15 protein-coding genes are annotated in these 11472 nt (G+C 65.1%); 7 read left to right on the forward strand and 8 right to left on the reverse strand.

Translation table 11 applies throughout. The features are described from left to right. Window positions 1–300: double zinc ribbon domain-containing protein (locus tag VFV09_14770; protein ID HEU4868974.1), on the reverse strand; the 300-nt coding region annotated here is incomplete at its 3' end. A gap of 113 nt (window positions 301–413) precedes the next feature. Here VFV09_14770 and VFV09_14775 point away from each other — a divergent pair. The 4 genes from VFV09_14775 (at window position 414) to ahcY (ending at window position 4553) form a co-directional block, all read left to right on the forward strand. Further along, window positions 414–956 carry a CHRD domain-containing protein gene (locus VFV09_14775; GenBank protein HEU4868975.1) on the forward strand — a complete coding sequence of 181 codons (543 nt, stop codon included), beginning with the start codon at window positions 414–416 and terminating at the stop codon, window positions 954–956. Between the two features lie 83 nt (window positions 957–1039). Beyond that, window positions 1040–1954, forward strand: a complete 915-nt coding sequence (locus VFV09_14780) for an ABC transporter ATP-binding protein (protein ID HEU4868976.1) — start codon at window positions 1040–1042, stop codon at window positions 1952–1954. Then, the gene (locus tag VFV09_14785; protein ID HEU4868977.1) at window positions 1951–2997 is read left to right on the forward strand and encodes an ABC transporter permease; all 1047 of its coding nucleotides are present in this window, start codon (window positions 1951–1953) and stop codon (window positions 2995–2997) included. The genes VFV09_14780 and VFV09_14785 overlap by 4 nt, the downstream gene beginning before the upstream one ends. A gap of 113 nt (window positions 2998–3110) precedes the next feature. Beyond that, window positions 3111–4553, forward strand: coding sequence for an adenosylhomocysteinase (ahcY, locus tag VFV09_14790; protein HEU4868978.1), 1443 nt, complete (start codon window positions 3111–3113; stop codon window positions 4551–4553). Window positions 4554–4570: 17 nt separating this feature from the next. Here the strand turns inward: ahcY and VFV09_14795 are convergent, their stop codons facing one another. The 3 genes from VFV09_14795 to VFV09_14805 are packed head-to-tail and all read right to left on the reverse strand — an operon-like array spanning window position 4571 to window position 7145. Then, window positions 4571–5632 carry a bifunctional phosphoglucose/phosphomannose isomerase gene (locus tag VFV09_14795; protein HEU4868979.1) on the reverse strand — a complete coding sequence of 354 codons (1062 nt, stop codon included), beginning with the start codon at window positions 5630–5632 and terminating at the stop codon, window positions 4571–4573. Then, a complete protein-coding gene (locus VFV09_14800) occupies window positions 5629–5796 on the reverse strand; it encodes a Trm112 family protein (GenBank protein HEU4868980.1) in 168 nt (55 codons plus the stop codon). Before VFV09_14800 ends, VFV09_14795 begins: the two co-directional genes overlap by 4 nt. Next, window positions 5793–7145 carry a phosphomannomutase/phosphoglucomutase gene (locus tag VFV09_14805; GenBank protein ID HEU4868981.1) on the reverse strand — a complete coding sequence of 451 codons (1353 nt, stop codon included), beginning with the start codon at window positions 7143–7145 and terminating at the stop codon, window positions 5793–5795. Before VFV09_14805 ends, VFV09_14800 begins: the two co-directional genes overlap by 4 nt. 200 nt (window positions 7146–7345) lie before the next feature. Between VFV09_14805 and VFV09_14810 the strand changes: the two genes are divergently transcribed. Together VFV09_14810 and VFV09_14815 are read left to right on the forward strand one after the other, a co-directional pair. Next, the gene (locus VFV09_14810) at window positions 7346–7717 is read left to right on the forward strand and encodes a WhiB family transcriptional regulator (GenBank protein ID HEU4868982.1); all 372 of its coding nucleotides are present in this window, start codon (window positions 7346–7348) and stop codon (window positions 7715–7717) included. 3 nt (window positions 7718–7720) lie between these two features. Then, on the forward strand, window positions 7721–7870 hold the full coding sequence (locus VFV09_14815) for a hypothetical protein (protein ID HEU4868983.1): 150 nt from the start codon (window positions 7721–7723) through the stop codon (window positions 7868–7870). 3 nt (window positions 7871–7873) lie between these two features. On the opposite strand, the gene VFV09_14820 is transcribed toward VFV09_14815, so the two are convergent. The 4 genes from VFV09_14820 to VFV09_14835 form a co-directional block, all read right to left on the reverse strand. Continuing rightward, complete coding sequence (locus VFV09_14820) at window positions 7874–8197, reverse strand: hypothetical protein (GenBank protein ID HEU4868984.1); 324 nt, start codon at window positions 8195–8197, stop codon at window positions 7874–7876. A gap of 119 nt (window positions 8198–8316) precedes the next feature. Next, on the reverse strand, window positions 8317–8583 hold the full coding sequence (locus VFV09_14825) for a DUF3499 family protein (GenBank protein ID HEU4868985.1): 267 nt from the start codon (window positions 8581–8583) through the stop codon (window positions 8317–8319). Between the two features lie 289 nt (window positions 8584–8872). Further along, on the reverse strand, window positions 8873–9850 hold the full coding sequence (locus VFV09_14830) for a hypothetical protein (GenBank protein HEU4868986.1): 978 nt from the start codon (window positions 9848–9850) through the stop codon (window positions 8873–8875). A 70-nt stretch (window positions 9851–9920) separates the two neighbouring features. Beyond that, window positions 9921–10184: a hypothetical protein gene (locus VFV09_14835; protein ID HEU4868987.1), complete on the reverse strand. Its 264-nt coding sequence runs from the start codon at window positions 10182–10184 to the stop codon at window positions 9921–9923. Window positions 10185–10307: 123 nt separating this feature from the next. Between VFV09_14835 and VFV09_14840 the strand changes: the two genes are divergently transcribed. Then, window positions 10308–11429 (forward strand): PDZ domain-containing protein, encoded by a 1122-nt coding sequence (locus VFV09_14840; GenBank protein HEU4868988.1) that lies wholly within the window; start codon window positions 10308–10310, stop codon window positions 11427–11429. The last annotated feature ends 43 nt before the right edge of the window (window positions 11430–11472 follow it).

The following is an 11472-nucleotide window of genomic DNA, read 5'->3' on the forward strand; positions in this document are numbered from 1 at the left end:
GATCAGCTCGGCCAGAGGCTGCCCAAGGGACCGGCAGCCCGAGTACTTGAACCGGTGCACCGCCTCCCTGACGACGGGGTTGAATCCGACCGTCTGGCGCGCCAGGTCGAAAAAAAGCACCCGGCCCTCGCAGTCCCGGCAGCGGGCGGCCGGCCGGCGGCCCGGACGGCCGCAGAGGGCGCAGGATTCGGGCCCCAGGCGGGGCAGACCATCAAAGCACTCGCGACAGAGCCCGCCCCGAGCCATCCGGGCGCAGCCGGCACACCTTTCGGGGCATAGCAGGTCTCCCAGTCCCAACATGTGAGAAATAGTAGGAAACGCTGCTGACATAAACCGGCCGGCGTGCTGGAATTAGCTGTCCGAGGTTCGCTTCTACCCAAAGCGGCTGAGGCGGCCTTGCAAAAGGAGGAGTTATGCGTAACCGAAAGTCGGCCTTCATGCTGGCAGTGGTATGCGTCATGAGTGTGTGGGTCGTAACCGCTTTCAGCGGCGTCGCTTCGGCCGGAAACGAGGGCGAGAGGGTCCACTTCAAGTTGTCCGGCGCCCAGGAGGTCCCGGAGAACGTCCACGGCAACAAGGACCGCGGCAGCGTGACGGTCTTCTTCCAGCAGGAGGACGAAGGCGACGAGTCCGAGACCCCGCCCTCACCGTCCGCCACAACCGAAATCTGCTTCAAGTTCGGCAAGCTGGTCCTTTCGCCCGGCGAGCCCCTGCCGTTCATGGGCCACATCCACAACGCGCCGGAAGGCGTGGCCGGGCCCATAGTCCTGCACATCTTCGGCAGCGGGGACGGCACGACGGCGCCCACCGCCTACCCCACGGGCAAGATTTGCCGGCAGGCGCCGGTTTCGTTGATCGAGGCCATCCTCGACAACTCCGACGACTACTACGTGAACCTGCACAACACCACCCACGGAAGCGGCGTCGTCCGGGGCCAGTTCCCGCAGGACTTCTAACCCATCCGTCGCCCGGGCCGGCTCGATTCCGGCCCGGGTTAAGGTGGTGGGAAAGTGCCGCCAGAGGATGGGGGGAATCCGCATTGGGTGAGCCGAATGGCCCCGCCATCACCGTCGAGGGCCTGCGCAAGACCTACGGCGACCTGACCGCGGTCGACGGGATCAGCTTCGAGGTCCACGAAGGCGAGTTCTTCGGCATCCTCGGGCCGAACGGCGCCGGCAAGACGACCACGATGGAGATGGTCGAGGGTCTCCGCAAGCCGAACGAGGGGACGATCCGGATCTTCGGCGAGTCGCCCTGGCCGCGCAACATCGAGCTTCTGAAGCGCATCGGCATCCAGCTGCAGGCATCGGCGTTCTTCGACAAGCTCACCTCGATGGAGCAGCTGAGGACCTTCGCCTCCCTCTACGGCGTCGGCAAGGACAAGGCGGGCGAGATGCTGGAGCTGGTCGGCATGACCGAGAAGGCGGACACCCGGGAGGACAAGCTCTCCGGTGGCCAGAAGCAGCGCCTCTCGATTGCCTGCGCCCTGGTCCACGACCCGGACGTGGTCTTCCTGGACGAGCCGACGTCGGGCCTGGACCCCCAGGCTCGCCGCAACCTGTGGGACGTCCTGGAGTCCATCCGGGAACGCGGCAAGACCATTGTCTACACCACGCACTACCTGGAGGAGGCGGAGGAGCTCTGCGACCGGGTGGCGATCATGGAGAGCGGCAAGCTGCTGGCGCTGGACACCCCGGCAAACCTGGTGGAGGGCCTGGAGGCCCCGACCCGGGTGCTGTTGAAGCAGGGGGTGATCTCGGTGGCGCTTGCCCGGGGGATCACCGGCGTGGAGTCGGCCGCCGAGGAGAACGACCTTTTGACCATGACCACCAGCACTCCCGGGCCGGTGCTTGCCTACCTGTCGGAAAACGTCTCGCTGGACACGCTTCAGGTGCGGACGACCACCCTGGAGGACGTCTTCTTGAACCTCACCGGGCGGGAGTACCGGGAATGAGCGCCTTCACCAGCCTCTCCTCCGCTGCCCTGAAAGGCTTCTTCCGCGACAAAGTTGCCCTGTTCTTCAGCTTTGCCTTTCCCCTGATGTTCATCGTGATCTTCGGGCTGATCTTCTCGGACGAAGGCGCCGAAAAGATCGAGATTGGGATAACCGGCAGCGGGCCGGTGATCTCGGCCCTGGAGTCGACCGGCGCCTTCGACCTGAAGGAGTTCGACTCGTTCCAGGAGGCGTTCGCCCAGGTGGAGGAGGGCGAGATTCCGGCGGTCGTTGCGGCCGAGGGCAACAACATCACCCTCCGCTACGCCGCCAGCGACCAGATTGCCGCAGCCACGGTTCGCGGGATCGTCGAAGGGGTGGTCAACGACGTGAACCTGCGGTCGACCGGGGCGGAGCCCAGGTACCGGGTCCGGGCGGCCCAGGTTGAGGATTCCTCCCTGAAACCCATCCAGTTCATCGTGCCCGGCATGATGTCGTGGGGGGTTGCGCTCGGCGCCGTCTTCGGCTCCGCGTTCACGCTGGTCAGCTGGAGGAAAAAGCAGGTGCTTCGCCGGATCCGGTCGGCCCCGGTGAACATCTTCGTCGTTCTCGGGTCGAGGCTGGTCGCTACGCTGATGATCGGCGTGGTCCAGGCCGTGGTCTTCATAGGGGTAGGGATGCTGCCCTTTTTCGGCCTGAAGCTGTCCGGGCAGTGGTGGCTCGCAATCCCGCTCCTGCTGCTGGGGATCGTCGCCTTTTTCGCCGTCGGCCTGCTGATCGGCTCGGTCTGCAAGACCGAGGAGGCGACCTCGGGGGTGGCGAACGCAGTGATAGTGCCGATGGCGTTCCTGTCGGGAGTCTTCTTCCCTCTGGATGGGGCGCCGTCATGGATGGTGGCGGTCTCCGACTTCATGCCGCTCAAGCACATGAACGAGGGAATGAGCGATTTTCTGGTGCGCAGCGAGGGCGCCGGGGCCCTCGTAACGCCGTCGCTGATCCTGGTGGCGTTCACCGTCGTGACACTGCTGGTTGCCGCCCGGGTCTTCAAGTGGGAATCGAGCTGACCGGCGCAGTTCCCAGCGGCAGCTACGGCTTCAACGGTATTGTGGAAGCAGCAGGGGACGAGCCTGACTCCCCGCAACCACTTCGATTTGAAATCCCCAAGGGAGGATCACCCGTGACAACAACGCTCGACTTCAAAGTAGCGGATCTGTCCTTAGCCGAGTACGGACGCAAGGAGATCCGGCTGGCCGAGCACGAGATGCCCGGGCTGATGTCCGTACGCGCCGAGTACGCAAAAGCGCAGCCGCTGGCCGGCGCCCGCATCACCGGCTCGCTGCACATGACCGTGCAGACGGCAGTTCTCATCGAGACCCTCACCGCTCTCGGCGCCCAGGTCCGATGGGCCTCCTGCAACATCTTCTCCACCCAGGACCACGCTGCGGCCGCGGTAGCGGTCGGTCCGGAGGGCACGGTCGACGACCCCCAGGGCACGCCGGTCTTCGCCTGGAAGGGCGAGACGATGGCCGAGTACTGGGAGTGCACCGAGCGGGCGCTGACCTGGCCCGGCGAGTCCGGCCCCAACATGATCCTGGACGACGGCGGGGACGCCACCATGCTCGTCCACAAGGGCGTCGAGTACGAGAAGGCCGGTGCGGTCCCCGCCCCGACCGATACCGACAGCGAGGAGTGGCAGGTCTTCCTGGGCCTGCTGACCGACCGCCTCGCCGGCGAGCCCGGCAAGTGGACCACAATGGCCGAGGCCATCAAGGGCGTAACCGAGGAGACCACCACCGGCGTCCACCGCCTGTACGACATGGCCCGCAACGGCCAGCTTCTGTTCCCGGCGATCAACGTGAACGACGCAGTCACCAAGTCCAAGTTCGACAACAAGTACGGCTGCCGGCACTCGCTCATCGACGGGATCAACCGCGGCACCGACGTCCTCATCGGCGGCAAGACCGCCGTCGTCTGCGGCTACGGCGACGTCGGCAAGGGCTGCGCCGAGTCCCTCAGGGGCCCGGGCGCCCGGGTGATCGTCACCGAGATCGACCCGATCTGCGCGCTGCAGGCGGTCATGGACGGCTACCAGGTGACGACCATCGAGGACGTCGTCGGCACCACCGACATCTTCGTCACCACCACCGGCAACAAGGACATCATCACCGCCGGCCACATGAGCAAGATGAAGCACAACGCGATCGTCGGCAACATCGGCCACTTCGACAACGAGATCGACATGGCCGGCCTGGCGAAGACCCCGGGTATCGTCCGGATGAACGTAAAGCCCCAGGTGGACACCTGGACCTTCCCCGACGGCCACGCCGTGATCATCCTGTCGGAGGGGCGCCTTCTGAACCTGGGCAACGCCACCGGCCACCCCAGCTTCGTGATGTCGAACAGCTTCACCAACCAGGTGATCGCCCAGATCGAGATCTTCACCAAGACCGAGGAGTACCCGATCGGCGTCTACGTCCTGCCGAAACACCTGGACGAGAAGGTCGCCCGGCTGCACCTGGATGCTCTTGGAGTGAAGCTCACCAAACTGACCGAAGAGCAGTCGGCGTACCTGGGGATCCCGGTCGACGGCCCCTACAAGCCAGACCACTACCGCTACTAGCCGCCGCTGAGGAAGCGCTACTTCTTCAGCGCGCTCTTGACCTCGTCGATCAGGTCGATGGCGGTGGGGTCTACGCCCTGGGCTATCGCGAGGTAGGTGGCGACGAAGTCGCCGAGGTACATCAGGTCCATCAGCCGCGCCAGGGGGGACGACGCCCCGGTGGCGAACTCACCGCTGTAGGCGGCCCGCTTCTCCAGAAGCGGGACCGTCACCCGGAACCTCTCCTGGATCCGGGGGTGCTCACCTGGGTGGCGGAGCGCGACCAGTCCCAGGCGGAGGTCCTGCTGGGGGCTGAGGCTGCTCCAGCCCATGATCTCGTTGTGGTTCAGCTCGGACAGCGAGTTCCCGAAGGCGTGCACCTTGCTGCACTCGTTCAGCTGGCACTTCCAGCGGTAGGCGGCGACGGCCCCCAGGCCCTCGGCTCCGTAGATCAACGGGACGGTTCCGGCCAGTGAAACTGCCATCTGCTTAGCCTTGTTCGACTCCTCCGGCACGGCCCTGCCCCACTGCGAAGCCCGCCCGGTCAGCAGGTCGACCGTCTCGGCCACGTCCTCTTCGTACCGGCCCAGCCCGAGGCTCTGGCAGACCGCGAGCAGCGGCATGCTGAGGTAGCCGAGGGCCGCGCGGGGCTGGAGGCCCGCCTTCAAAGTGACGGCGGCGCAGCCGTGCTCGTCGCCCAGCCGGGAGAGCGTTCCTCCCGAAGAAACCGTGACCACCCGGGCGCCGGCGGCCCGGGCCTTGCCGTACGCCTCCAGCGTCTCCTCGGTCTCGCCGGAGTAGGAGACTGCAAACACCAGCGTCCCCGGACCCACCCAACCCGGGATGCCGTAACCCTTGGAAACCCGAACCGGGCACTCGAAGCTCATCCCGAGTGCCGCTTTCAGCACGTTGCCCGAGATTCCGGAGCCGCCCATGCCCAGGACGACGACGCCGTCGATGCCATCCGGGGAGGGAAGACCGCTCACCTGCTTGCCCAGCAGCCAGCCGTCGGCGACCTGCTGGGGGAACTCCTCGACCAGGCTGAGGAACCCGCCGGGGTCGGTGCGTGCGATCAGCTCGACATCGTCCAGGCCGGTCAAGGCTTGACTGCCTCCGAAAGGAGCATGTGGGGGATCCCCTTAACCACCGGGTATCGGTAGTGGCACTCGCCGACACAGGCGATGACCTGCTCGTCCTCGAGGTACTCCACGGGGCCCTTGCAGTTCAGGCAGATCAGAAGTTCAACGAGTTCCTGGTCGATCACCGATCCACGCCGTTCTGTGAGGCTGCGATGACCTCGAGCAGCTCTTTGGTCTTGGCCCGGCCGAACTCGGGGTCGCGGGCCTCGACGTTCAGGCGCAGGAGGGGCTCGGTGTTAGAGCCGCGGGCGTTGAACCACCAATCCTCGAAGTCGACGGTGAGGCCGTCCGACAGGTCGTGTTTTCCGTCGGGGCAGGCTTCGGCCAGCGCCGCGATGGCCCCGGCCTGGTCCGCAACCACAGTGTTGATCTCGCCGGAGTTCCAGTACCGGCGGAGCGGCTTCAGCACGTCGCTCATCTTGCCCTCCTGCTTGCTGAGGGCCATGAGTACGTTCAGCGCGCAGAGGATGCCGGAGTCCGCCCGGAAGTTCTCGCGGAAGTAGTAGTGCCCGGAGTGCTCGCCGCCGAACGCTGCCCCGGTCTGAGCCATGACCTGCTTGATGAAGGAGTGACCGACCCGTGTGCGGATCGGCTTGCCGCCCTTCTCCAGCACCACCTCGGGCACCACCCGGGAGCAGATCAGGTTGTGAACGATGGAGGCGCCGGGCTCGGCATCGAGCACCTCGCCGGCCACCAGCGCGGTGACCAGGCTGCCCGAGGCCGGCTCGCCGTTCTCGTCGACCAGGAATACCCGGTCGGCGTCCCCGTCGAACGCCAGGCCGAGATCGGCGTCGTTTTCGCGAATCGCCTTGATCAGGTCGACCAGGTTCTCCTCCTGGATCGGGTCCGCCGGGTGGTTGGGGAAAGTTCCGTCGAGCTCGAAGAAAAGGGGGATCAGTTCCACCGGCAGCCGGTCGAAGACCGGGGGGACGATCATGCCGCCCATGCCGTTGGCCGCGTCGACGACCACCTTCAGGGGCCGCATCCTGGTGGTGTCCACCACCTTCAGGCAGTGCTCCACAAAACGGGCCAGAACGTTCTGCTGAGTGACGTTACCGGTCGTCCCGGCGGGCGCCGGGCCCTCCTCCGCCAGCCTGCGGATGTCGCGAAGCCCGGTCTCCTCGCCGATCGGCGAGGCCTTCTCCCGGCACATCTTGATGCCGTTGTACTTGCCGGGGTTATGCGACGCGGTGAGCATCGCTCCGGGCATGTCGAGGTGGCCGGACGCGAAGTACATGGCGTCGGTGGAGACCAGCCCGATGTCGACCACGTCTACGCCCTGACCGGCGGCGCCCTCGATGAACGCGGCAGCGAGGGGTTCGGAGGACATCCTCATGTCCCGGCCGACCACGACGCTGGAGGCGCCGGTAACCACTGCGAATGCGGCGCCGATACGGCGCACGATCGTTTCGTCTATCTGTTCGGTATAAACGCCGCGAACGTCGTAAGCTTTAAAGATTGCGCTGAGGTCCATGGGAGCATCCTAAACGGTCAACGCACCCCCGCCCCGGCCTAGCGGAGCTTAATAACGAGCCGTCGGACCTCCCTTGGGACCGATAGCCAAAGATTGTTCTATTCTTCAAGGAATAGTTTTCAGTCCGCGTCCGTTGAACATTCGCAGGCATCTGAGTCACAATGCCCTCAAGTTCAACCGAAAGGCCTTAACCCTAAGTCATGACCCAACTCAAGAACGAAGAACACCCTTCTAAAAAGACCAAGACCACTAAAGCGCTGGCATCCAAGCTGGCGTCGCTGGAAGCCGAGGCGCGCTGGCAGGATCGAGCCGCCTGCAAGGGCATGGACCCCACCATCTTTTTCGGGCCGGAGCACACCGAGGTCGTCAAGGAGAAGCGGGACCGCGAAGAGGCGGCCAAGGCCGTCTGCCGCACCTGCCCGGTCAACCAGGAGTGCCTGGAGCACGCGCTGGAGTCCAAAGAGGCCTACGGCATCTGGGGAGGCCTCACCGAGCTGGAGCGCAAGGCGCTTCTGCGCCGGCGCGCAACCTCGAACGTGGTTCTGGCATCGGCCCCCCGGCCCATCAAGTAACCCATGGGCTACCAGTCGGCCGTCAGCTACAAATCGACCGTGAAGTACAAGTCCGGCGTGCGCTACCAGTCCGCGGTCCGGTACGAGAACAGCGTGCGCAACCCTTCCAGCGGGCCGCCGGCCACCTACCCGGGCAAGGGACGGAGAGCCTAGTCCTCAGCCTGAGCTGGTCGGAGCCTTCAGCTTGAGCTCGTCGGGCGTCAACTGCCGTCCTATGTACTTCGACCGGACCCGTCCGCCCTCGCGCCAGTAGGCGTACCAGTAGGGACCGTGGGGGCAGCGGGAACACCCGGGCTTCCCGCAGTTGACCGGCTCGAGTCGGTAGCTGACCTTGCCCGGCTCCGAGGCGGCCTCCTCATCGGACTCCTCGGCCTCGTCGCCCTGCTGAACGAGCATCCCCTTGACCAGGATCTGCAGGCGGCGCAGGTCGTAGCGGTCCAGGGCGCGCACCTGGCGGATCAGCTCACGGTCTATCGCCAAATCACGCTCCCGCTTGTTCTTACCGCCGCCCGTTACCCAAGGCGCGAATACTAGCGCACGACCCCGGGATGTAAAAAAACCGGCCCCCTTGGGGCCGGTTTGTTCGATTTACCGGCTGCTTAAGCCGAAGCCCGGGCCGGCGATATGACGATCTCGAGCGGCCCGGAGGTCGTCCGGACATCCTCGATCTGCCAGCCAAGGGGAGGCCTGAACCGCTTCAGATGGTCCACGCACAGGTGGAAGTGGTCGGGCTCGGAGTCCGGTTGCAGGTCTTCGAGGGTCACCCGCCTCGCCATGTAGTTGCAGTCCAAGGTCGCCACTGCAGCAGACTTGCAGGCGTTGCGGCTGCAAGCTTTGAACTCTTCGGAAACCTCAGGCTCGTCCATGCCCGGGATTATGAATTACAGATTTGTTATTTGCAAGGATCGAGCCGCCCGCCGCCCGGCTCTTGGGTACGAATGTCGTTACACAAGAAAAGAATTGTAGTTCGGCCGGTTGCGGCAAGGACGCCGGGGGTTCGGATTCAAAAAGAAGAGCGCCCGGGTGTGCCGGACGCTGGGAAGTAGCCGAAAAAAAGTGTTCCGCAGTAGCTTTCGGGTCGCCCCTACTCACTTCTGCGGAACGTCGACAGTTTACCACGGCGCGTTTCGGCGGCGCAAGGAAAAGTTCAGAAATCTACGACTGAAGGACCTGGAACGCCGCAACTGCATCCTGCTGGTATCGGGCGGTTGAGGCCCCGACGCGGATGGCGTGGATACCGCTCTCGAGGTTTCCGGTGTTCAGCTGGATCGTAAAAGAGCGGGTCTGGTTCGGCACCACGCTGAGGGAGTGGACATCCAGGCCGGCCGAGGTCGCCCCGGAGTCCTTGATAGCCAGTGCCACATCCTCGGAGTACCCCTCAAGGAAAGCGACCCAGCACTTGATCTTCGCATCGGCGCCCTTGGCGAACGCCGCCCCTATGGACTCGCAGCTGACGGTGAAGGGGGGAGGAATATTGACGTCCACGTCCGCCTGCTTGGCGGCGGCCCCGGTTTCTCCCCCGCTGGCGATGGCGACCGCTTTGCGAATGCCAACCGGGGCCGACTCCGGCGCAACCACGGTGAGCTTGGCGGCAAGCGTTCGGTTGTCGACCGTGGTCCGGACCTTCTCGGGACTCATCGCGCAGGTCATTCCTTCGACCCGGCAGCTGAGGCTGATGTCGCTTCCGTCGCCGTTGAACACCGGAACGTTGCAGTCGACGGTGCTGGTACCGCCCGGCACGACCGACAGGGTCGGCCAGCACTCGATCTCAAAATCGGCTTCGGCGCCCTTCGCACCCTTCGCGGGCGCGGCGGCTGCGGGAGCCGGCGCACGGGTGGCAGCAACTTGGGGATTTTGGCTCGAGGACGCCTGGGGGCTGGGAGGGGCGGCAACGTCGACCCCCGGCAACGACGCTATAGCGCTCGGACTGGAAGCGGGCCGCGGGTTGCCCAAAGAGCCGGTCAGGCGGGTGTCCGGCGACCTCTCGGCTTTGGAGTCCGGAGCGGCCCAGGAAAGAAGGACGAACGGCACCCCCGCAAGGAGCAGAAGGATGGCGAGGGCCACCGAGTAGGTTGCGGCACTGTTGCCGGGCGACGAAGTGCGCCACCTTGCGGCGAGTTCGGAGATATTCATTTGAAGCCCTACCCTTCGTCGTGCGTCCGTTTACCTATCGGCACGAAAGGGCTGGGCGTTCAGGTTTTTACTAAAGAGGCGTACCGCAGCGACACTTGTCGGCAAATTTGAAAGCTTCGAACCCGCACTTGGGGCAAACCTTCGACTCAACGTTGCTGGTGTAGCCGGGCAGGTAGGACGAGGTTGGAAAACGTTTCGCCTTCTCCCGGAAGCTGCCCGCCTTCACGACGGTGGGCTGCTTGGCCTTGGGGTCGATCTCGGACGAGTCGATAGCGGCTCCTGAGGACGAGCCGGTGCCCTCTTCTTGAGTTTCTTGTGAGATGTCGCCCTCCAATCGAGAAATAGTGCCAATCGAGTCGACGCATCAAAAAGCGTCGCGCACCGTAAAGCGTACTTCAATCCCAACGAGCGGCTGCGAGAGGGGCCCCCGCCGTCGCTTGGCCGCATAATGGATGGCGTGAGGAACTTGCCCCGGCTGCTGGTCATCTGCGTCCTGCTGACGCTGCTCGGCGCCGCGTGCGGCCCTCCAGAGGCCCTCAGGAACATGCTGGGGCGCGAAGCGGAGGAAGACGGTACCGAAGGTGTGCCGGCGGATGCCTACCCCGCTCCGTCCAGCCCCGACCTGCCCGCAGACAACCGTATCGGCGCCCTCGTGCTCACCAACGAGTCCTCCTGGGGCAAGCTGCTGAACCGCGGCCAGGACAAAGGCGGGTCCCTCGTGCTCGAGGTGTTGCCGGACACCCCGGCCGCATCCATCGGCCTAAAGCCCGGGGACGTCATCACCTGGCTCGACGGCAGCGAGATCAACAACCACGAGCAGCTTCTGACGATCTTCCGGAAGAGCTCGACCAAACTCCACACGCTGAGGTTCACCCGGGCCGACAAGACCACCGACCAGGTGGAGGTGGAGCTGGCCTCCGCCGGGGACTTCTCCATGCTCGACTACCTGGAGGCCAAGCTGGCCGCGGCGCCCGATCCGGTCACCCGCTACCTCCTGGCCGAGAACGTGCCGGACCGTAACCGGGGCATCGAACTGATCAAGGGCCTGCTCGCGGAGCACCCCGAGTTCGCCGAAGGACACGCCCTGCTGGCCCGCCTTCTCATCGACCGCCTGAACCAGGTGACGGCGGGTGGGGTCGTCGGGGACACCTCACCGGACCTGCTTGACGCAACCAACGCCATCGACACGGCGATCCAGCTGGACAACACGTCCCCGACGCTGCTCCGAGCCCGGTCACAGATCCTCCTGGCGCTCGGAGAGCCGGCAAAAGCCGAGATCGACGCCAAGAAGGCCCTGCAGCTGGACGAGTCGTCCGCCGAGACCAACTTCCTGCTGGGCACCTCCCAGCTCAGCCTCGACCGGCCGGGGGAGGCGATTCCGAAGCTGCACAAAGCCGTGAAGCTGGACCCATTCGTTTTCGACTACTACGTGAACCTGGCGCTCTGCTACCGCCTCCTCGACCGGGAGCAGGATGCGCAGGACACGATTCTCGCCGCCCGCACCCTCGCGGGCGACGACCCCGAGCTGAACCAGAAGCTCGACGACGTCATGATCCCGGACGTCGCACCGATCCAGTAGCCCGAGCCGCTCGCTTTACGATCGTCCCGCTCGGCCGACCCTC

The organism is Actinomycetota bacterium, from assembly GCA_035759705.1.
GTDB lineage: Bacteria > Actinomycetota > CADDZG01 > JAHWKV01 > JAHWKV01 > JAJCYE01.